The organism is Candidatus Rokuibacteriota bacterium (assembly GCA_030647435.1).
GTDB lineage: Bacteria > Methylomirabilota > Methylomirabilia > Rokubacteriales > CSP1-6 > AR37.
In genome coordinates this window covers 45,743-65,688 of sequence record JAUSJX010000167.1, presented here as the reverse complement: position 1 = coordinate 65,688, position 19,946 = coordinate 45,743, and the positions used below count along the sequence as shown (strand labels likewise).

Below are 19,946 nucleotides of genomic sequence, written 5' to 3'. Positions count from 1 at the left end.
GCCACCTACGTCACGGGGCAGACCATTCACGTGAACGGCGGTCTGTACATGTAGCACCGGTTCTCTTGGGGAGACGCAGCATCGGCGGGGAGACGCAGCATTGGCGGTGTGAGTCCAATCCACGCGGTAGCGGGAGGTGTTCATGGCAAAGCCGGTTGAGGAGCGAGTCAAAGAGATCATCGTCGAGCAGCTCGGGGTGGAGGAGGACGAAGTCAACCCCAACGCGAAGTTCATCGAGGACCTGGGGGCCGACTCGCTCGACACCGTCGAGCTGGTGATGGCCTTCGAGGAGGAGTTCGACCTCGAGATCCCCGACGAGGACGCGGAGAAGATCACAACCGTCGGGGACGCCATCAGCTACATCAAGGAGAATCAGTAGCCGGCGACCGGCCGGAGCCCATGGCCATGGACAAGCGCCGCGTGGTGATCACCGGGGTGGGAGCCGTCACGCCCGTGGGGAACACGGCGGACGAGTTCTGGGCCGCCCTCGTCGCGGGCCGCTCGGGGATCGGCCCGATCACCCGGTTCGACACGACAGGCTACGCCACGCGCATCGCCGGCGAGGTCAAGGGCTTCGACCCGCTCAAGTACATCGACAAGAAGGAGGACCGCAAGTTCGACCTGTTCCTCAAGTACGCCGTCGCCTGCGCGGTGATGGCGGTGGAGGATGCGGGACTCAAGACGGATCGCGTGGACGCCACGCGGTTCGGGGTGCTGGTCGGCTCGGGCATCGGGGGCCTCGAGACCCTGCTCGACAACTACGAGACCCTCAGGACGAAGGGGCCCGACCGCGTCTCGCCCTTCTTCATCCCGATGATCATCATCAATATGGCCTCGGGCGTGATCTCCATGCGCTTCGGCGCCAAGGGGCCGAACTCGTCGGTGGTGACGGCCTGTGCCACGGGCAACCACGCGATCGGCGAGGCCATGAGGATCATCGAGCGCGGAGACGCCGACGTGATGATCGCCGGCGGCGCCGAGGCCATCATCATCCCGCTGACCATCGCGGGCTTCTGCCAGATGAAGGCCATGTCGACGCGGAACGACGAGCCGACGAAGGCGTCCCGTCCATTCGACGCCGAGCGCGACGGTTTCGTGTGCGGCGAGGGCGGGGGGCTGGTGGTGCTGGAGTCGCTGGAGCACGCCAGGAAGCGCGACGCCCGCATCTACGCCGAAGTCGTGGGCTACGGCATGACCGGTGACGCGCATCACATGACGGCGCCCGACCCCGAAGGCGACGGCGCCGCGCGCGCCATGGCCGCCGCGCTCCGCGACGCCTCGCTCGAGCCCTCCGCCGTCGGCTACATCAACGCCCACGGCACCTCCACGCCCTACAACGACAAGTTCGAGACCATCGCCATCAAGCGCGTGTTCGGCGACCATGCCAAGAAGCTCGCGGTGTCCTCCACGAAGTCCATGACCGGGCATCTCCTCGGCGCGGCCGGCGGCATCGAGGCCATCGCGACGGCCTTCGCGCTGCACCACGGGGTGCTGCCGCCGACGATGAACTACGAGAAGCCCGACCCCGACTGCGATCTCGACTACATCCCGAACCAGGCGCGCAAGCAGGATGTCGAAGTGGCGCTCAGCAACGCCTTCGGCTTCGGCGGTACGAACGCGACGCTGGCCTTCCGGAAGTACCGCCCCTAGGTGACGGCCGGGCCCGACGCGCGGGAGTCCCTCGGCGCCCGCCTCGGCCACGCATTCCGCGACGCTCTTCTGCTCCAGCAGGCCCTGACCCACAGCTCCTTCGCCAACGAGCATCCCGGCACCCGCGACAACGGCGGGCTGGCCTTCCTCGGCGACGCCGTGCTGGCCCTCGTCGTCGGCGAGCACCTCTGGCGGGCCTTCCCCGACGAGCCCGAGGGCGTGCTGACCCCGATGCGCGCCGAGCTCGTCTCCGGCGCCAACCTCTGCCGCTGGGCCGTCACCATCGGGCTTGGTCCCGTTTTGCATTTGGGCCGCGGCGAGGAGCAGACGGGCGGGCGCGAGAAGGAATCGGTGCTGGCGACGGCGCTCGAGGCCGTGCTCGCGGTCGTGTACCTCGAAGGCGGGCTCGAAGCGGCCCGCCGCGCGGTGGCCTCCCTGGCCCTGTGGTAACGTGAGTCCATGCGCTTCTGGCCCTTCGGACGGCGCCGCGCCGCCGCCCCCGCGTCCGCCGATTCCTCCGCTTTCGCAGTCGCCGAGCTCGGCCCGCAGCTCGAGGGCGTGCTCGCGGTCGAGCAGGTCAGGGGCGAGGGGCACGCGGTCGCTTTTGGCGGGCGCCTCCTCCTGCCGCCCTCGCCCGCCGTGACCGAGCTTGTGGCGCGCTTCCGCCCCTTCGGCTACACGCCGTTCCTCCAGGCGGGGCAGGGGCTGACCTGGGTGCGGGCTCTGCCCTTCGTGGACGTGGACGTGCCGTCGCGCCCGCGCATCAACATCATCCTCTTCCTGCTGACCGTGGTGTCCACGCTCGTGGCGGGGTCGGGAGCGTTCTTCGCCTTCGACCCGTTCGCGGAGCCGCGCCGGCTGCTCGAAGGCGTTCCGTTCGCCTTCACCCTGCTCGCCATCCTCGGCACCCACGAATTCGGCCACTACTTCACCGCGCGGGCCTACGGCGCCTCCGTCAGCCTGCCGTATTTCATTCCCGCGCCGCCGCCGTTGCTTTTCGGCACGCTGGGCGCCATCATCCGCATGCGCTCGCCCGCGCGCGACAAGAACTCGCTCTTCGACATCGCGGCCGCCGGCCCGCTGGCCGGGCTCGTGGTGGCGCTGCCGGCGCTCTGGATCGGCCTCGGCTGGTCGAAGGTGGGGGCCGTGCCGTCCGGCGGGAGCGTGACGTTCGGCGACTCGCTGCTCATGCGCTTCATGACCTGGCTCGCGTTCGGACCGCTGCCGGCCGGGTACGACGTCTTCGTCCATCCGGTGGCTCTCGCGGGCTGGGTCGGGCTCTTCGTCACGGCGCTCAACCTCTTCCCGGTCGGCCAGCTCGACGGCGGGCGCATCGCGTATGCGTTGTTCGGAGCACGGCACAGGCAGATCTCGATCGCGACCTTCGTCGGCCTGCTGGCGCTCGGCGCCGTCACGGGGGCGGGCAACTGGTTCGTCTGGGCGTTTCTGCTCTTCTTCGTCATGGGCTTCCGGCACCAGCCGCCGCTCGACGACCTGTCACCGCTATCCCCGGGGCGCTACGCCGTGGGCTTCTTCTGCCTGTTCCTGCTTATCCTATTGATCCCGCCCGTTCCCATAGCGATACAGTAGCAGGCCGCCGATAAGGGGCCATCTGCTTCGTTGGCGCCCTCGACCGCAGGCTCACCGTACAGGGGTACGCCTCGCCTGCGATCTTCAGGCGCCGCCTCGCATTTGACCCCTTCTCGACAGCCTGCTCCGGCCGCGCTGCCTATTGCCTCGGAGGGCGAACCCCGCTAAGATTCGTCAGCCTCGCCCCGCCGCCAGTCGCGGCGATTCCCCGAGACCTCCGAGGAGGAAGAGTGGCCGACCAGGCGGACCCGAAGGGGCTCGAGGCGCTCATTCGTAAGGGCGCGGTAGACACCGTGCTGACGGTGTTCCCCGACGGGCTCGGCCGCCTCATGGGCAAGCGTGTCGTCGGCCGCTACTTCCTCGATCACGTTCTGGGCGACGGCGTCCACGCCTGCATCTATCTCTTCACGGTGGACATGGAGATGGAGCCCCTGCCGGGCTTCACGCTCACGTCATGGGAACGTGGCTACGGCGACATGAAGATGGTGCCGGAGTTGGCGACGTGGCGCCTGATCCCGTGGCTGCCCAAGACGGCGCTGGTCTTCTGTGACGTCTATACCGAGGAGGGCCTGCCCATCGAGGAGTCGCCGCGCTGGGTGCTCAAGCGGCAGATCGAGCGGACGCGCAAGCGCGGCTGGCTGGTCAAGACCGCATCGGAGCTCGAGCTCTACCTCTTCCGCGAGTCCTTCGACGAGGCGCGGGCCAAGCGCTACCACGGCCTGACGCCGGTCTCCAACTACCTCGAGGACTACCACATCCTCCAGACCTCCAAGGAGGAGCCGCTGGTGCGCGCCATCCGGAACGGCATGGAGGAGGCGCGCGTGCCGGTGGAATTCTCGAAGGGCGAGTGGGGCCGGGGGCAGGAGGAGATCAACCTCCGCTACGCGCCCGCGCTCGAGATGGCCGACCGCCACGTGCTCTACAAGCACGGCGTCAAGGAGATCACCTGGCAGCAGGGCGGCTCGGTCACCTTCATGGCGAAGTACGACATGGGCGCCGCGGGCTCGTCCTTCCACCTCCACTCCTCGGTGTGGGACCGCTCGGGCAAGCGCAGCCTCTTCGCCGGCCGCGGGCGGCAGGGGACGCCGTTGTTCCAGCAGTGGCTGGCGGGGCAGATGGCGATGGCGCGCGAGTTCGCCTACTTCTACGCGCCGACCATCAATGCCTACAAGCGCTACCAGGCGGGCTCGTTCGCGCCCACGCGCATCGCGGCGGGCTGGGACAACCGCACCTGCGGCTTCCGCCTCTGCGGGGAAGGGCACAGCTTCCGCGTGGAGAATCGCATCCCGGGCGCCGACGCCAATCCGTATCTCGCGTTCGCCGCGACGATCGCCGCGGGTCTCCACGGGATCGACAAGAAGCTCAAGCCGCCCAGGCTCTACGACGGCAACGCCTACGAGGACCCGAAGCTCCGCCAGGTGCCCAAGACGCTCCGGGAAGCCCTTGACGAGCTCGAGCGGTCGAAGCTGGCGCGCGAGGCTTTCGGCGAGACCGTCGTCAAGCACTACCTCCACCACGGCCGCCTCGAGCAGCAGGCCTTCGACCAGTCCGTCACCGACTGGGAGCTGGTCAGGCTCTTCGAGAGGATCTAGCGAGGATCTGCGTGCCGGGGAGACTCACGGGCAAGGTCGCGCTCATCACCGGCGCCGGGATGGGGATGGGCCGCGAGGCCGCCGTCCTCTTTGCCGAAGAGGGCGCGCGCGTCGTCGTGTGCGACATCATCAGGACGGCCGCGGATGAGACCGTGACGCTGGTCGAGAAGGCGGGCGGCCAGGCCGTGGCGGCCATCGGCGACGTTGCCGTTGAAGACGACGTGAAGAAGATGGTGGAGGAAGGCGTGAAGCGCTTCGGGGCGCTCCACGTCCTGTACAACAACGCGGGTGTCCTGTGGAAGGACAAGGACCGCTCGGTGCTCGAGACCGACGGCGCCCAGTGGGACCGCGTCATGGCCATCAACCTCAAGAGCGTCTTCTGGGTCACCAAGCACGGCATCCCTCACCTGAAGCAGGCCGGCGGCGGATCCATCATCCTCGTCGGCTCGGTCTCAGCGCTGGCGGGCTTCACGCGCGCGCAGGATGCGTACACGGCGGCCAAGGGCGCCCTGATCTCGCTCAACAAGTCGCTGGCCATCCAGTTCGCGAAGGACCGGATCCGCTCCAACATCATCCACCCGGGGATCGTCGAGACCCCGCTGCAGGCTCCGTACCTCACGCCCGAGCTCAGAGCCGAGTTCAACACGGACATTCCGCTGGGACGCATCGGACAGCCCCGGGACATCGCCTACGCCGCGCTGTTCCTCGCGTCGGAGGAGTCGTCCTTCATGACGGGCGCCGAGATGATCGTCGACGGCGGCTTCATGGCCCAATAACCCGTTCCACCCCCTGGAGGCTCCCATGCTGATACGGATGCTCCGCACCGCATGCCTGGCGGTCTTTTCGCTCGCCTTGCTGACGACTCCCGCGCTCGCCCAGAAGCAGACCGTTATCGTCTACACGGCGATCGAGAACGAGCAGATCGCCGACTACATGAAGGCGCTGAACAAGACGCTACCCAACCTCGACGTCAAGATGCTGCGGCTCTCGACGGGCGACATCTCGGCCCGGTTCATGGCCGAGAAGGACAACATGCAGGCCGAGGTCATCTGGGGCGTCGGCGCCACGAATATCCTGATCTTCAAGAGCGCGGGGCTGCTCGAGCCGTACGCGCCCAAGGGTCTCGACAAGATCCAGCCGCTCTTCCGCGACAAGGCCACGCCGCCGTCGTGGGTCGGGATCGACATCTACATGTCGGCGTTCTGCGTCAACACGGAAGTGACGAAGAAGAACAACCTGCCCATGCCGGCGTCCTGGGCGGACCTGACGAAGCCCGTCTACAAGGGGCAGGTCGTGATGCCCAACCCGGCGTCCTCCGGCACAGGCTATCTCTCCGTCGCGTCCGTCCTCCAGCGGATGGGCGAGGCCGAGGGGTGGAAGTACCTCGACGCGCTGGACAAGAACATCGCCGAGTACACGAAGTCGGGCTCCAAGCCCTGCAAGGACGCGGCGGCGGGCGAGCGCGCCATCGGCGTCTCGTTCGAATACGTCGCGCTCGAGATGAAGAAGAAGGGCAGCCCGGTCGAAATGGTCCTGCCGAAGGAGGGCTCGGGCTACGAGATGGAGGCCAACGCGCTCACGAAGAAGGGCGCGAAGAACCCGGCCGCAAAGCAGTTCCTCGACTGGGCCGCGAGCGACGAGGCCATGGCGCTGTACGCCAAGTATTTCGCCGCGGTCGCCGTAGCGGGCATGCCCGTGCCCGAGGGTCTGCCGAAGGACATCAGCAAGGTCGTGTACCCCAACGACTTCGACTGGTCGGCCAAGAACCGGGACCGGATCCTGGCCGAATGGCAGAAGCGCTACGCCAAGTAAGGTGATCGCACGCGGCGCGGCCCAGCCGGCGCTCCCCTCGGGGCTCGACCTCGATACGGGCCTCCACCGGCTGGGCTACGCCGCCTTTCGCGCGGGCCAGCGCGAGGCCATCGAGACCCTGCTGGCATCCGGCCGCCTGCTCCTCGTCGCGCCGACCGGCGGCGGCAAGAGCCTCATCTACCAGCTTCCCGCCGTGCTCCTCGACGGCACCACGCTCGTCATCTCGCCCCTGATCTCGCTCATGCAGGACCAGGTCGAGGCGCTCGACGCCCGCGGGGTCCCGGCGACCTACCTCGCATCCACCGTCGACGCAGGCGAGATGCGGCGGCGCATGGGCATGATCGCGCGCGGCGCCTGCAGGCTCGTCTACGTCGCCCCCGAGCGGCTGACCTTCCCCGGCTTCCGCGCCCTCGTGCACGGCCTCCGCTGCCCGCTCGTGGCGGTGGATGAAGCCCACTGCATCAGTGAGTGGGGGCACGACTTCCGGCCGGAGTATCTCGAGATCGGCGGGTTGCTTTCCGACTTGCCCTCCGCCCGCGTGCTCGCGTGCACGGCAACAGCCACGCCCGTCGTGCGCGACGAGATCCTGGCGCGCCTCGGCCTGCCCGCGGACACGCCGCAGGTCGTGCAGGGATTCGCGCGGCCCAACCTGTCGCTGCGTGCGGCCGAGGTCGAGGACAAGCGCGACCGCACTCGACGCGTCGACGCGGCTCTCGCCGAGGCGCTCGGCGCGCCCGGGCAAGGCCGCGGCGCGGCAATCGTCTACGCGCCGACACGGCGCGCGGCCGAGGAAGAAGGGGCGCGCCTCGAGACCGCGGGCTGGCGCGCCCGCGTCTACCACGCGGGCCTGTCGCCGGCCACCCGCGAGGAGGCGCAGCGCGCCTTCGCCGACGGCCGCGCCGAGGTCGTCGTCGCCACGAACGCCTTCGGGATGGGTATCGACCGGGCCGACGTGCGCGCCGTCGTCCATTTGGGCCCGCCCGGCTCGATCGAGGCCTACTACCAGGAGGTCGGGCGGGCCGGGCGCGACGGCGCCGATGCGCTCGGGCTCCTGCTGATCTCCTCGCGGGACCTGCCGCTCCGCCGGGCGCTCATCGAGAGGGGGCCGGACGGGGCCGCTCCCGACCCCGCCGTGGTGGAGCACAAGTGGGGCCTCTTCCTCGAGCTGATCCGCTGGGCCGAGGGCGGCAGCTGCCGGCACGACGCCATCCTGCGCTACTTCGGTGACGAGGCCGAGACGCTCCACGGCTGCGGCCGCTGCGATGTCTGCCGCGCTCTCGGCGAAGGCCTGGAAGCGGCGCAGGACGAAGAGGCGGCGACCCTCTTCGTGAGGAAGGCGCTGTCGGGCGTGGCGCGTGTCCACGGCCGCTTCGGCCTCCAGACGGTGGTGGACCTGATCCACGGCGATCCGGACCCGCGGCTCAGCCGGGCCGGCCTCGTGGCCACGCCCAGCTTCGGTAACCTCCGCGAGAAACCGCGAGAGTGGCTCACGCGGCTCCTGCGCCGCTGTGTCACCGCAGGCTGGGTCAGCTTCGCCGGCGCCGACCGGCCAGTAGTCATGCTGACTGAAGAGGGGCGCGCGGTGATGAAGGGGGACCGGCCCGCGCGGCTCCTGCTTCCCGCTGCCGCCGCTACGCCTGCCGTCCTCCCCGGCCCGCGGTCTCCGAGGCGGGCGGGGCCGACGCGGGTGGCTGAAGTAGACGAGCTCGACGCCGCCGGGCAGGCCCTCTTCCAGGCGCTCCGCGCGTGGCGCCTGACCGTGGCGCGCGAGGCGTCCATCGCGCCCTTCATGGTCGCCTCCGACCGCACGCTGCGGGACATCGCGCGTCTGCGCCCGCGCACCCCCGACGAGCTGGGGATGGCGTACGGCATCGGCCGCCAAAAGGCCGAGCGCTACGGGCTCGCCGTCCTGCGAGTCGTGGCCGAGGCCGCCCGAACGTGAGCGCGTCTACCCAGGCTCCGGCCGCCGTCGCGCTCGAAGGCATCGCCAAGAAGTTCGGCGCCTACGTCGCCCTGCGCGACATCACGCTGTCAGTCAGCGCCGGCGAGTTCGTCTGCTTCCTCGGCCCCTCCGGCTGCGGCAAGACCACGCTGCTGCGGATCATCGCGGGGCTCGAGCGCCAGAACGCGGGCACCGTGCGGATGTCCGGCCGCGACGTGTCGGCCCTGCCTCCGGCCCTGCGCAATTACGGCATCGTCTTCCAGTCCTACGCCCTTTTCCCCAACCTGACGGTCGGACGGAACGTCGCCTACGGTCTCGAGACCCGGCGCACGGGCGCCGCCGCCATCGCGCGCCGGGTGGACGAGCTGTTGGCGCTGGTGAGCCTTGCCCGCCACAAGGACAAGTACCCGGCCCAGCTGTCGGGCGGCGAGCAGCAGCGTGTCGCGCTCGCCCGCGCTCTCGCGCCTTCTCCAGCCCTCCTGCTCCTCGACGAACCCCTCTCGGCGCTCGACGCGCGGGTGCGCCAGTCGCTCCGCCACGAGATCCGCGGGCTCCAGCGGCGGCTCGGCGTCACGACCGTCATGGTCACGCACGACCAGGAAGAGGCCCTCGCCATGGCCGACCGCATCGTCGTCATGAACGCAGGCGCGGTCGAGCAGGTGGGCGCGCCGACCGAGGTGTACCGGCGGCCCAGGACGCCCTTCGTCGCGCGCTTTGTCGGCCAGATGAACTTCCTCTCAGCCGTCGCGGGCGCGCGCAGCGGGTGGGCGCGTGTCGGCGCGGTCGAGCTCCGCCACCAGCCGGGCTTCGACGCCACGCCGGGCGGCGCGCTGACGCTCGCGATCAGGCCCGAGGAGATCACGGTCGGTCCCGCGGCGCTGCACGGCGACAATCGCCTCACGGCCCGCATCACGGCGGTCCAGTTCCTGGGCGCTTTTACGCGCCTCGGGCTGGCCCCGGTTGTGGAAGAAGGCGGCGACGGCCGGACGGCGCTCGAGTGCGACGTGGCGGCAACGGCCTTCGCCGAGCTCGGCGTGGGCGAGGGCGCCGACCTGCCGATCGCGCTCGCCCCGGACGCTCTTCGCGCCTTTCCCGCCCCGGGCCCCGCGGCGTGAGCGTCCGGGCCTCGGCCGCCGCGGAGATCCCGGACCGCGTTGTCCGCCACCGGCTGAGCGGGGAGGACGCCATCCGGTGGGCGCTCGTCGCGGTCTTCACCGCCGTGCTCTATCTCTTCCTGCTCTACCCGCTCGGGCAGGTGCTCTGGCGGAGCCTGCTCGACAACGGCGGGCACTTCATCGGCTCCGCGAACTACATCCGGTACTTCTCGACGCCCGCCATCGCCGCCTCGATCACGAACAGCCTCTTCGTGTCGGCCGCCGCCATGGTGCTGACGGTGGCGCTGGCCTTCGGCTACGCCTACGCGCTGACGCGGACGCAGATGCCCGCGAAGGGTCTCTTCCGCGTCGTCGCCATGCTGCCGCTCTTCGCGCCGTCCCTGGTCCAGGCCTTCGCGCTCATCTACGTCTTCGGCAACAACGGCATCATCACGCGCACGACGGGGCTGAACGTCGGCATCTACGGCGCCAAGGGGATCATCCTGGCCGAGGTCTTCTACTGCTTCCCTCACGCGCTGCTCATTCTTATAGCGGCCCTCGCCGCGACCGACGCGCGCCTCTACGACGCGGCGCGGACGCTGGGCGCGGGCCCGCTCAAGACCTTCCTGACGGTGACGCTCCCCGGGGTCAAGTACGGCATGGTGAGCGCGTGCTTCGTGGTCTTCACGCTCGCCATCACGGATTTCGGCGCCCCCAAGGCCATCGGCGGGAAGTTCTCGGTGATGGCGACCGAGATCTACAACCAGGTCTCCGGCCAGCAGAACTTCACCATGGGCGCGACCGTGTCCGTCGTGCTGCTGGTGCCGGCCGTGCTGGCTTTTATCGTGGACCGTCTCGTCCAGCGGCGCCAATACGCGCTGGTGACCTCCTCCTCGAAGCCGCTCGTGCCCGAGCGGCGTCCGCTGGCGGACCGGAGCCTGCTGGCCTACTGCGCCCTCATCGCCGGCTTCATCTCGGCGATCTACCTGGTCATCCTGGTCTCCTCGCTGGTGCATCGGTGGCCGTATAACTTCGGGCTGACGCTCAAGCACTACGACTTCGACACGGCGGGCGGCTACCGCTCGCTTTGGAACAGCATCCGCGTGGCGGCGCTGACGGCCGTGGCCGGCACCGCGCTGGCCTTCGTCGGGGGCTACGTCGTCGAGAAGTGCCGCACGGCGGCCAGCGGCCCCCTCTACCTCCTCTCCGTCCTGCCCGTCTCGGTGCCGGGCATGGTTCTGGGCCTGGCCTACATCTTTACCTTCAACGCGCCCGGCAGCCCGCTCAACGCGCTGTACGGCACGCTGGCCATCCTGATCATCTCGAACGTCGTCCACTACTTCACCGTCGGTTTCCTCACGGCTACCACGGCGCTGAAGCAGATGGACGCCGAGTTCGAGAACGTCGGCTCCTCGCTGGGCGTGCCCTTCTACCGGACCTTCTGGCGGGTGACCGTGCCGATCGCGCTGCCCTCGATCGTGGCCATCAGCATGTACTTCTTCCTGAACGCGATGGTGACGCTCTCGGCCGTGGTGTTCATCATCGCGCCCGGCACGGAGCTGGCGGCCGTCGCCGTGCTGCTCATGGACGACGCGGGCGACACCGCACAGGCCGCCGCCATGTCGGTGCTGATCATCGCGACAGGCCTCGCCGTGCGGAGCGTGTACTGGCTCGCCATGCGCGGCATCACGGCCCGCACGCAGGCGTGGACCCGCGGTGGCCTTGCCACGGGAGAGGGGTCGTAGCGACGGATTCTTGGCCGGCCAGGCAGTGAATCCGGGTAGAATCCGAAGCAGATGACCCACCTTTATGACGTCCTCGGCCAGAGAGTCGACCGATGGCGGCAGGATGGCTACCCGTCAGAGCAGTACCCCGCCATTGCCGAAGTCTTCGAGTGGGCCGCAGACCCCGAAGCTGGCGGCCTGAAGTTTCTCCGGAAGCCGCAGCTCCGGGCGCTCGAGACCTACTGGTACCTTAGGTTGGTCGAAGGCACGTCCCATATCTTCGATCTGTACCGACGTCTCCTTCCTGATCCCGGGGATCTCCTTGCGGGCCTGGGGCTCGACCGGCCGGAGATCACCAAGAGCTTGGTCGGCAAGTCACTCGACACGCTCTGGGAGCGAATCCGCACCGACGACGCGTTCGTCAAGGCGGAGCGGCTCGAGAGCGTGCGTGAGACGCTCGCCTTGGGGTATCCGAGCTACATCCTCGCGCTCGCCATGGGGGCAGGGAAGACCATTCTGATCGGTGCCATCTGCTCGACTGAGTTCGCCATGGCGCTCGAGTACCCCGACGGACCCTTTGTCCAGAACGCGCTCGTCTTCGCTCCTGGCAAGACCATCATCGAGTCTCTTCGAGAGCTGGCGGCGGTGCCGTACGACAAGATCCTGCCGCCCCGTCTCTACAAGCCCTTCGCGGCCTCCGTGAAGCTTACTTTCACGCGCGACGGAGAGAAGGACATCCCTGTCGTGCGCGGCAGCCTCTTCAACCTCGTGGTCACGAACACCGAGAAGATCCGCATCCAGAAGGAGACCATCCGGAAGAGCGACCTGGGGAACCTGTTCTCCTTCGGCAAGGAGGACGAGGCCCGCGCTGAAGTCGCGAATCTCCGCCTTCAGGCCATCGCCTCGCTACCGCATCTGGGTGTCTTCTCGGATGAGGCGCACCACACCTACGGGCAGTCGCTGGCGACCGAGCTGAAGAAGGTGCGGAAGACCGTAGACTACCTGGCGGGGGCGACGAATGTGGTCGCCGTCATCAATACCACGGGCACGCCATACTTCCAGCGCCAGCCTCTGCGCGATGTTGTCATCTGGTATGGGCTGTCGCAGGGCATCCGGGACAATATCCTGAAAGACGTCTCCGGGAACATCCACGCGTTCGACTTCGAGGGCAGCGCCGAGGCCTACGTCAGCCATGTGGTCGCCGACTTCTTTGCGACCTATGGCGACACCAGGCTTCCAAATGGCGCGCCGGCCAAGCTGGCCCTCTACTTTCCGCAGACCAATGACCTCGAAGCGCTCCGCCCGGCGGTCGAGGCCGCGCTGGTCAAGGCCGGGCAGGCGCCCACCGTGTGCCTGCGGAACACCGTCGACTCGCCGAAGGAGGAGGTGGACGCCTTCAACCGGCTCAATGATCCCGAGTCGCCCCATCGGGTAATCCTCCTCGTCAACAAGGGCACGGAAGGGTGGAACTGTCCGAGCCTCTTCGCGTGCGCCTTGGCGCGGAAGCTCAAGAGCAGCAATAACTTCGTGCTCCAGGCTGCAACGCGCTGCCTGCGACAGGTGCCGGGCAATAGCAAGAAGGCGCGGATCTATCTCTCCATGGACAACCGCGCCATCCTCGAGCACCAGCTCACCGAGACCTATGGTGAGAGCATCGCCGATCTGGATCGCTCCACCCGCGAGACCGGCTCGGCGCGGCTCGTACTGCGCAAGCGGCATGTACCTCCATTGGTGCTGACGCGGCTGAGCCGGACTGTTGTGCCTGCGCCGGAGCGGGGTGGGAGCGTCCATCTCGAACGCCCCAAGGATGATGCGGCCGCCCGACTGAGCCGGGCCGTACTGGGTATCGCCGAACGGCCCGGCTTCAAGACCGTGCTCGAGCAACTGGGCGAGACAGTCCAGATCGAGTCCATGCTGGAAACGATGGATCGCTATGAAGCTGCGACCGCGCTGGCCGCCCAGTTCCGGCTCGACGTCTGGATCGTCCTGGACGAGTTGTCCCGTCTGTACGTGGACCAGGATATCCCGGCAAACCATCTCGCCTCGCTGGCCGAGCAGATCGGCGAGCAGACGCGCGCGTACGAGATGCGGGAAGAAACCTTCGAGTGGGCGCTGGCCCTGGTCAGGCCGGAGGGATTCACGCGGACCATCGAGGCGGACGGCGTCGAGGCGTATACCGCCGAGATCCACTATCCCAAGGACAAGGAGCACCTCCTCCTTGGGGCTCAGAAGATGGCGCACGAGAACCCCGCCGGCTTTGGCTTCCACTACGACCCCTACAACTTCGATTCGGCGCCGGAGCGCGAGTTCTTCGTCGATCTCCTCAAGCAGATCAACGTGCAGCCGGCAGAGGTCGAGGATATCTACTTCACCGGGGGCCTCACCGATCCGGCGAAGACCGACTTCTACGTCGAGTACCGTGGCGAAGACAATCGCTGGCACCGCTACACGCCGGACTTCGTGATCCGCAAGCGGCCCAGAGCCGGCGGCAAAGCCGGCACGGGCCGGGTGCTGATCGTCGAGATCAAGGACAGGCGGTTCGAAGCTGCCACTCGAGAGGACGAGGGTCGAGCCGGGAGGGGTGAGGAGCCCCTGACCACGGAAGGGCGGAAGTCGGCGGCGCTCAGGCGGCTTGAAGGGTTGAGTCCGGACCGGCTCAGGTACGAACTGCTCTTCGTCAGTCAGGCGGTGACCTACGATCAGATGGTGGACGTTCGCCGGATGGTCCGGGAGCCGGAGCGCGCTTACGCTGCCGATCTGGCCAAGGCCCAGCAGGCTAGAGACATCATCTTGCGGGTGGATGGCGCCCGGCCGCGGGCAATCATTCTGTTCGGCTCGCGGGCACGAGGGGACGCACATCCCGACAGCGATTTCGACATCCTCGTCGTCACTCGCGGCCAGACGGCAGATCAGATGCAGGCATACCGCCTGGAGTTGTGGCGGGTCTTCCGGGGCACGGGGATTCCTGTGGAGCCGTGGGTCATGTCGGAAGAGGAGTTCGAGGCGGGTAAGACCGTCATCGGCGGCCTTGCCTACCCGGCCTGGAAGGAAGGGGTGGTGCTCCACGAAGACGCCTGATCAGATGCGCTTTGACTATGTGAGGCAATGGCTGGAGGGCGCGGACAACGACATCGAGGCGGGCGAAGCGATCGTTGAGCGCGTGATGCGCTCCTATGAGACGGCGAGCTTCCATGCCCAGCAGGCGGCGGAGAAGGCATTGAAGGCTCTGCTGATCAGACATCAGATTGAGTTTCCCAAGATGCACGACCTCGGAGAGCTTCTCCGTTTGGCTGAGCCGATTGCCGCGGGCATCTCGCAGGAATTGGGCGATGCCGAGCAGCTGAACCGTCATGCCGTGGATACGAGGTATCCCACGTTTGGGCCTCCAGTGGATCGGGACCAAGCGCGACGAGACCTGACACTGGGCGCGCGTGTGCGAGACTACGTGCGCGACCTGCTTCAGCCCTATCTCGACGCGGGACCTCGGGTGAGCTAGAACGCGACCCATATGGCCAGAGTGAAGAAGCCAAGGGGCCGTGCCAAGGCGGCGGGGCAAAAATTCGAAGCCCCGGCGCCTTCCGCTGCCCCTCCGCCGAGGAAGGAAGTCAACATCGCGGCGGCCAAGGGGCGGCCGATGCTCACATGGGTGGGCAAGCGGCCGCTTCGCCACGTGGTGGCATTCCCCGCCCAGCACGTGGAGACCTTCGATCCCGCAGGCGATGCGGCCAAGCGCGGCGGCAACCTCTGGAAGGACTGGCCAGAGGCCTACCCGCGCGGCGGCCTCCTCTTCCACGGCGACAACAAGGAGGTGCTGGCGCATCTTCTGGCCAATGGCTTCCGCGGCAGGGTCAACCTCATCTACATAGACCCCCCGTTCGATTCCGGCGCTGACTACGTCCGCAAGGTAAACCTCCGCGGTCCCAAGGGCACCGTCAAGCTTGCCGGTGAAGGCTACACCCTCGGCGAACAGCTCCAGTACACGGACATCTGGGCCAACGACAACTATCTTCAATTCATGTACGAGCGACTGTCGTTACTCAGGGAGCTATTGGCCGAGGATGGGGCGTTGTGGCTCCACTGCGATTGGAATCGAAGCCACCAGCTCCGCTTGCTGCTGGAGGAGACATTTGGTGCTGAATCGATTATCAACGAGATCATCTGGCAGCGAATCAGTGCTCACCCGGACAGCACGTACTTCGGCCACGTCCATGACACGCTATTCTTCTGCGCTAAAGATCCCGGTCGAGTGACGTTTGAGACCCAGTACTCGCCGTATCCAGAGGACTTCATCAACCGGTACTTCACAAGAGACGATGGTGACGGAAGAGGGTCATACTGGACGGGCGATCTCACCGCCCCAGGGCCACGGCCCAACCTCGATTATGAGTTTAGAGGGCACAGACCTCCCGCTGGCCGCGTGTGGTTCACGGTGAAGGAGAAGCTGGCTGAGCTCGATAGAGACGGACGCATATACCTTCCGCCCGGTGGCGGTGTTCCGAAGCTCAAGAGGTACCAAAAGGAATATCCTGGTATTCCCGCGGCCTCCATCTGGACGGACATAAAGAGCCTTGCTGGCCTCGGCGCTCCCGCTTCCGAGAGATTGGACTTCCCCACTCAGAAGCCTGTGGCTCTCTTGGATCGGATTTTGCGAGCCACGTCCAAGCCGGGCGATATTGTCCTTGATTGCTTCATGGGGTCGGGGACGACTGCGGCGGTCGCGCAGAAGCGGGGGCGGCGCTGGATCGGGTGCGACATCAATAAAGGAGCGATACAGATCACGAGTAAGCGACTGCAAGGCATCCTTCAAGAGGAGATGGGTGCAGGTGGGAAGGCTAAGCAAGAGAGCCTGCCGAGCGTGGATGGGCCTGAAGCGACCGCGACGCCTGCCCAGCTCTCGTTCGCGGTGTTCCGTGTCAATGACTATGACTTGGCGGTTCACCATGAAGAGGCGACCCAGCTCGCGTGCGAGCACATCGGGGTGACGCGTACGCGGACTGACGCGTACTTTGACGGCGTGCGCGGGAAGAGCCTGGTGAAGGTCGTATCGTTCAGCCATCCGCTCACCTTGCTGGACCTCGAACAGTTGAAGCGGGAACTGGACGCGCGGCCTCAAGAGGAGCGCGGAGTCCTCCTCGTGTGCCTGGGCAAGGAGCCGGCCGCTGATGCGTGGATCGACGACTGGAATCGGTTGCGCCGCGGAAAGGACGCGGTCAACCGGATCGAGGTCATCGAGCTTCGGACGGATCCGAAGTACGGCAAGTTCTTCCAGCACCAGCCGGCCAAGGCACGCGTGAAGGTCTCCCGCAAGAAGGATGGGGCCCTGGTCGAGATCGAGGACTTCATTTCGCCGACTGTCGTTGAGCGGCTCCAGGCGGAGGCCGGCCTGCTCAAGCCGAAGATCGACGACTGGCGGGCCATGGTGGACTGCGTGCTAATTGACGCCGACTACGACGGCAAGGTCTTCCGCATCGGGCTCTCGGACGTGCCGGAGAAGAAAACCGACCTGGTAGCAGGCCGATACGAGCTCCCTGCTCCCGTGGGTAAGATGATCGCGGTAAAGATCATCGACATGCTCGGCGAGGAAGTGCTCGTCACCCTTCACCCGAAGGAGTAGCCACGTGCCACTCGACCAGAAGACCGCTCTCGTCACCGGCGCCGCCCGCGGGATCGGGCTCGCCATCGCCTCCCGCCTCACGGCCGACGGCGCCCGCGTCGCCCTGCTCGACCTCGACGCGGCGTCCGCGGACGCTGCGGCGAAGAAGATCGGCGGAGGCGCCATCGCGCTCGGCGCCGACGTGACCAAGGCATCCGAGGTCGAGTCCGCCGTGAGCCGGGTCGTCCAGGAGTGGGGCAGGCTCGACATCCTCGTGAACAACGCCGGGATCACCGGGCGGTCCTTCCCGATCTGGGAGCTGTCCGACGAAGACTGGCGCCGCGTGATCGACGCGGACCTGACGAGCGTCTTCCTCTGCTGCCGGGCCGCGGTCAAGGTCATGCTCCGGCAGGGGAGCGGGCGCATCATTAATATCGCGTCCATCGCTGGGAAGGAGGGCAACGCCACCCTCGTTCCATACTCGGCGGCGAAGGCCGGGGTGATCGGGTTGACCAAGGCGCTCGCCAAGGAGGTGTGCACGCGGGGGATCCTCGTGCACGCCATCGCCCCGGCGGTCATTGGCACCGAGCTGCTCAAGCAGATGGAGAAGAGCACGGTGGACCTGCTGGTCTCGAAGATCCCGATGGGGAGGGTGGGGCGGCCCGAGGAGGTGGCGGCGCTCGCGGCATGGCTCGCCTCAGACGACTGCTCGTTCACCACGGGCGCGGTGCACGACCTCTCTGGAGGCCGCGCGACCTACTGACCCTGCGGGGCTGGCTGACCTGGCAGGGCCTGGTTAGCTCTGCGGCGCGCTACTTCTTGGCCGGCGCTGCCGGAGCCGCCTTGGGCGCGGCAGGCTCGGGTGCCTTGTCGGCCGCTGCCCTGGACGGCGGCCGGGTGGTCTTCTTCACGTAGATGGTGCTGACGTACTCCTCGGCGACCTTGTCCACGGTTTTCTCCAGAAAGGCCTGCTGGCCCTTGTAGGCCGTGTTGAAGAACCACTTGCCGGCGTCCGACTCGAGGAACTCGGCATACGCCCGGAGCTCCGCGTCGGTCGCGTCGCGGTAGGTGTACATCATCTCCCGGAGTACGTCCTCGCTGACCGTGTCTCGCATCTGGGCGCGGAAGACGTCCCGCGCGATCTCCCCCTGCGCCGCGCGCTGCCGTCCCTGCTCCGACATGACCTGTTCGATCCCACTGTTCCAGCCGTTGACGACGGCCTTGATGGCGCCGAACGTCCCTTCCGACGCCCGCGAGGCCTCGTCGATCCGGAAGACGGCCACGAGCCGCTCCTCCGACGGCTGCTTGTCTTCGAGCGTGGCGAGGTACTTCTTCCTGGCCTGGCTCTGGCCGGGCTCCACGCCGCTCTGTTCCAGCTTCACCACCTTCTTGCCGTTGGCCGACCGGTACCAGATCAGGACGCGGGTCAGGGCGTCGGCGTCGTGGTTGTCGAGGAGCGCCTGCTTGACGGGCTTGGTGTAGGCCTCCGGCGAGAACGAGACGTCGAGAGTCTGCCAGAGCCACTGCCGCACGTCGGGGTCGAGGTTGGGATTGTCGTTCTCGAGGATCTGTTTCATCCGCAGCCGGACCCCCGTCAGGTGGTTCCGCAGGCCGGAGAGACGAAGCGCCTCGTCGATGCCCGCGCTCTTCTCATCGCCGGCCGCGGGCTTGGGGGTCGCGGGCTTGGGGCGGGCGCGGCTCTTGTCCTGTGCCTGGGCGGGCAGGGCGGCCCCGGCGAGAAGGAAGGCGGCCAGCGAGAGCGTGGCCAGACGCGCCAGTCGGCTCATGGAAACGAGCCTAGCATCACTGCCGCGCCAAGGGAAATCAGGGAGAAATCAGGGCCGGTGGCGAGCGCGTGAGCGCGGCGGCGAGGAGCGCGACCTTCGACACGGACTCCGTGATGCGGTCGTCGAGCGCCATGGCGACCGCCTCGCGAAACGGCACCACGCGCCGCTCGAAGAACTCGTCGTCGTCCGAGGCCAGCAGGTCTGGGGCGAGGTCCTCGCCGAGGTAGCAGTAGGCCGTCTCGTCGAGGTAGGCGTTCGAGGGGAAGAAGCGGGTGAGGAAGGTCAGCCGCCCCGCCCGGTAACCGCCTTCTTCCCTGAGCTCCCGCTGCGCCGCGGCTTCCGGATCCTCGCCGGGCTGTCCCCCGCCGCCCGGCAGCTCCCAGGAGTCCGCGCGCGCCAGATGACGGAACTGGCGGACCAGGAGCACGTGCCCGGGGTCCACGAAGGGGACGATGCCCACGCACATGCCCACGTGCAGTACCGGGTAGCGCCGCTCACCGCCCGTCGGCAGCCGCCACACATCCTCGCGCAGCGTCAGCTTGCCGAGGGCCTGTAGGGTCGTCGAGCCGAGGAAGTGCCACGCCTGGACCATGGATTACCCCCTTGGGGGAAGCCCCCTGAGGCCGGATTATACCTGTGCTATCGTACGGGGCATGTCGCCCGACGCGCACGTGGACCGCCTGATGGGCAAGCTCGTGCGGGCCGTCCTTGTCTCGCTCAAGGCCACGGAGGCCGCGCGCGACGCCGTTGCCGAGATCCTCAAGCGCGGTGCCGAGACCGGGATCTTTTTCGCGCGCGGTCGCGGCGCGCAGACGCCCACGGGCTTCGAGCTGACGGAGCAGGACCGCGACTTCCTCCGCTCACTCTCGATACGCCCCGACCAGGACTAGCGCCATGCGCGGCCTCCTTCTCCTGGCCGGCCTCTTCCTCTGCTTCATCATCCTGGCGCCGATGCTGCGAGGCTGGCGGCCGCGACTGCCCGGCGGCGGGGACCGCCCGGACCAGCTCGTCAAGGATCCGTTCTGCGGCACGTACGTGCTGCGCTCGCGGGCCCTCCGGCGGGAAAGCGGCGGGGAGGCGCTGCACTTCTGCAGCGCCGACTGCGCGGCCCGCTTCGCGAAGGGCGAGCGCCCCATCTGACCGTCCGCGGCCGCTCCTGACG

18 protein-coding genes are annotated in these 19,946 nt (G+C 67.7%); 16 read left to right on the top strand and 2 right to left on the bottom strand.

What is annotated here, in order from left to right; genetic code table 11:
- Nucleotides 1-142 precede the first annotated feature (142 nt).
- The 14 genes from acpP (at nt 143) to Q7W02_28270 (ending at nt 17,760) form a co-directional block, all read left to right on the top strand.
- Nucleotides 143-379: an acyl carrier protein gene (gene acpP, locus Q7W02_28335; GenBank protein MDO8480036.1), complete on the top strand. Its 237-nt coding sequence runs from the start codon at nt 143-145 to the stop codon at nt 377-379.
- A 26-nt stretch (nt 380-405) separates the two neighbouring features.
- The gene (gene fabF, locus Q7W02_28330) at nt 406-1,650 is read left to right on the top strand and encodes a beta-ketoacyl-ACP synthase II (protein MDO8480035.1); all 1,245 of its coding nucleotides are present in this window, start codon (nt 406-408) and stop codon (nt 1,648-1,650) included.
- The gene (locus Q7W02_28325; GenBank protein ID MDO8480034.1) at nt 1,651-2,100 is read left to right on the top strand and encodes a ribonuclease III domain-containing protein; all 450 of its coding nucleotides are present in this window, start codon (nt 1,651-1,653) and stop codon (nt 2,098-2,100) included.
- Nucleotides 2,101-2,109: 9 nt separating this feature from the next.
- Nucleotides 2,110-3,240, top strand: coding sequence for a site-2 protease family protein (locus tag Q7W02_28320; protein MDO8480033.1), 1,131 nt, complete (start codon nt 2,110-2,112; stop codon nt 3,238-3,240).
- Between the two features lie 230 nt (nt 3,241-3,470).
- Nucleotides 3,471-4,832, top strand: coding sequence for a glutamine synthetase family protein (locus Q7W02_28315; protein ID MDO8480032.1), 1,362 nt, complete (start codon nt 3,471-3,473; stop codon nt 4,830-4,832).
- A gap of 11 nt (nt 4,833-4,843) precedes the next feature.
- A complete protein-coding gene (locus tag Q7W02_28310) occupies nt 4,844-5,608 on the top strand; it encodes an SDR family oxidoreductase (GenBank protein ID MDO8480031.1) in 765 nt (254 codons plus the stop codon).
- Between the two features lie 25 nt (nt 5,609-5,633).
- Entirely contained in the window at nt 5,634-6,644 is a 1,011-nt protein-coding gene (locus Q7W02_28305) for a putative 2-aminoethylphosphonate ABC transporter substrate-binding protein (GenBank protein MDO8480030.1), read from the top strand.
- Nucleotide 6,645: 1 nt separating this feature from the next.
- Nucleotides 6,646-8,586 carry a RecQ family ATP-dependent DNA helicase gene (locus Q7W02_28300; GenBank protein ID MDO8480029.1) on the top strand — a complete coding sequence of 647 codons (1,941 nt, stop codon included), beginning with the start codon at nt 6,646-6,648 and terminating at the stop codon, nt 8,584-8,586.
- Nucleotides 8,583-9,701: a putative 2-aminoethylphosphonate ABC transporter ATP-binding protein gene (locus Q7W02_28295; GenBank protein MDO8480028.1), complete on the top strand. Its 1,119-nt coding sequence runs from the start codon at nt 8,583-8,585 to the stop codon at nt 9,699-9,701. The genes Q7W02_28300 and Q7W02_28295 overlap by 4 nt, the downstream gene beginning before the upstream one ends.
- Nucleotides 9,698-11,425, top strand: a complete 1,728-nt coding sequence (locus Q7W02_28290) for a putative 2-aminoethylphosphonate ABC transporter permease subunit (protein ID MDO8480027.1) — start codon at nt 9,698-9,700, stop codon at nt 11,423-11,425. The genes Q7W02_28295 and Q7W02_28290 overlap by 4 nt, the downstream gene beginning before the upstream one ends.
- Before the next feature lie 51 nt (nt 11,426-11,476).
- Nucleotides 11,477-14,482 carry a nucleotidyltransferase domain-containing protein gene (locus Q7W02_28285; GenBank protein ID MDO8480026.1) on the top strand — a complete coding sequence of 1,002 codons (3,006 nt, stop codon included), beginning with the start codon at nt 11,477-11,479 and terminating at the stop codon, nt 14,480-14,482.
- Between the two features lie 4 nt (nt 14,483-14,486).
- A complete protein-coding gene (locus tag Q7W02_28280; GenBank protein ID MDO8480025.1) occupies nt 14,487-14,900 on the top strand; it encodes a HEPN domain-containing protein in 414 nt (137 codons plus the stop codon).
- Nucleotides 14,901-14,912: 12 nt separating this feature from the next.
- The gene (locus Q7W02_28275; GenBank protein ID MDO8480024.1) at nt 14,913-17,018 is read left to right on the top strand and encodes a site-specific DNA-methyltransferase; all 2,106 of its coding nucleotides are present in this window, start codon (nt 14,913-14,915) and stop codon (nt 17,016-17,018) included.
- 4 nt (nt 17,019-17,022) lie between these two features.
- The gene (locus Q7W02_28270; protein MDO8480023.1) at nt 17,023-17,760 is read left to right on the top strand and encodes an SDR family NAD(P)-dependent oxidoreductase; all 738 of its coding nucleotides are present in this window, start codon (nt 17,023-17,025) and stop codon (nt 17,758-17,760) included.
- A 49-nt stretch (nt 17,761-17,809) separates the two neighbouring features.
- Here the strand turns inward: Q7W02_28270 and Q7W02_28265 are convergent, their stop codons facing one another.
- Both Q7W02_28265 and Q7W02_28260 read right to left on the bottom strand, forming a co-directional pair.
- The gene (locus Q7W02_28265; protein ID MDO8480022.1) at nt 17,810-18,784 is read right to left on the bottom strand and encodes a hypothetical protein; all 975 of its coding nucleotides are present in this window, start codon (nt 18,782-18,784) and stop codon (nt 17,810-17,812) included.
- Nucleotides 18,785-18,821: 37 nt separating this feature from the next.
- The gene (locus tag Q7W02_28260) at nt 18,822-19,376 is read right to left on the bottom strand and encodes an NUDIX hydrolase (protein ID MDO8480021.1); all 555 of its coding nucleotides are present in this window, start codon (nt 19,374-19,376) and stop codon (nt 18,822-18,824) included.
- Between the two features lie 61 nt (nt 19,377-19,437).
- Between Q7W02_28260 and Q7W02_28255 the strand changes: the two genes are divergently transcribed.
- Together Q7W02_28255 and Q7W02_28250 are read left to right on the top strand one after the other, a co-directional pair.
- On the top strand, nt 19,438-19,674 hold the full coding sequence (locus tag Q7W02_28255; protein ID MDO8480020.1) for a hypothetical protein: 237 nt from the start codon (nt 19,438-19,440) through the stop codon (nt 19,672-19,674).
- 4 nt (nt 19,675-19,678) lie between these two features.
- A complete protein-coding gene (locus tag Q7W02_28250) occupies nt 19,679-19,924 on the top strand; it encodes a hypothetical protein (GenBank protein MDO8480019.1) in 246 nt (81 codons plus the stop codon).
- Nucleotides 19,925-19,946 lie beyond the last annotated feature (22 nt).

Excerpts from the sequence above, each read along its gene's own strand:
- Q7W02_28275 (MDO8480024.1), top strand. The coding sequence starts at position 14,913 with ATGGCCAGAGTGAAGAAGCCAAGGGGCCGTGCCAAGGCGGCGGGGCAA.
- Q7W02_28260 (MDO8480021.1), bottom strand. The coding sequence starts at position 19,376 with ATGGTCCAGGCGTGGCACTTCCTCGGCTCGACGACCCTACAGGCCCTC.
- Q7W02_28320 (MDO8480033.1), top strand. The coding sequence starts at position 2,110 with ATGCGCTTCTGGCCCTTCGGACGGCGCCGCGCCGCCGCCCCCGCGTCC.
- Q7W02_28305 (MDO8480030.1), top strand. The coding sequence starts at position 5,634 with ATGCTGATACGGATGCTCCGCACCGCATGCCTGGCGGTCTTTTCGCTC.
- Q7W02_28265 (MDO8480022.1), bottom strand. The coding sequence starts at position 18,784 with ATGAGCCGACTGGCGCGTCTGGCCACGCTCTCGCTGGCCGCCTTCCTT.
- Q7W02_28255 (MDO8480020.1), top strand. The coding sequence starts at position 19,438 with ATGTCGCCCGACGCGCACGTGGACCGCCTGATGGGCAAGCTCGTGCGG.
- fabF (MDO8480035.1), top strand. The coding sequence starts at position 406 with ATGGACAAGCGCCGCGTGGTGATCACCGGGGTGGGAGCCGTCACGCCC.
- acpP (MDO8480036.1), top strand. The coding sequence starts at position 143 with ATGGCAAAGCCGGTTGAGGAGCGAGTCAAAGAGATCATCGTCGAGCAG.
- Q7W02_28285 (MDO8480026.1), top strand. The coding sequence starts at position 11,477 with ATGACCCACCTTTATGACGTCCTCGGCCAGAGAGTCGACCGATGGCGG.
- Q7W02_28280 (MDO8480025.1), top strand. The coding sequence starts at position 14,487 with ATGCGCTTTGACTATGTGAGGCAATGGCTGGAGGGCGCGGACAACGAC.
- Q7W02_28250 (MDO8480019.1), top strand. The coding sequence starts at position 19,679 with ATGCGCGGCCTCCTTCTCCTGGCCGGCCTCTTCCTCTGCTTCATCATC.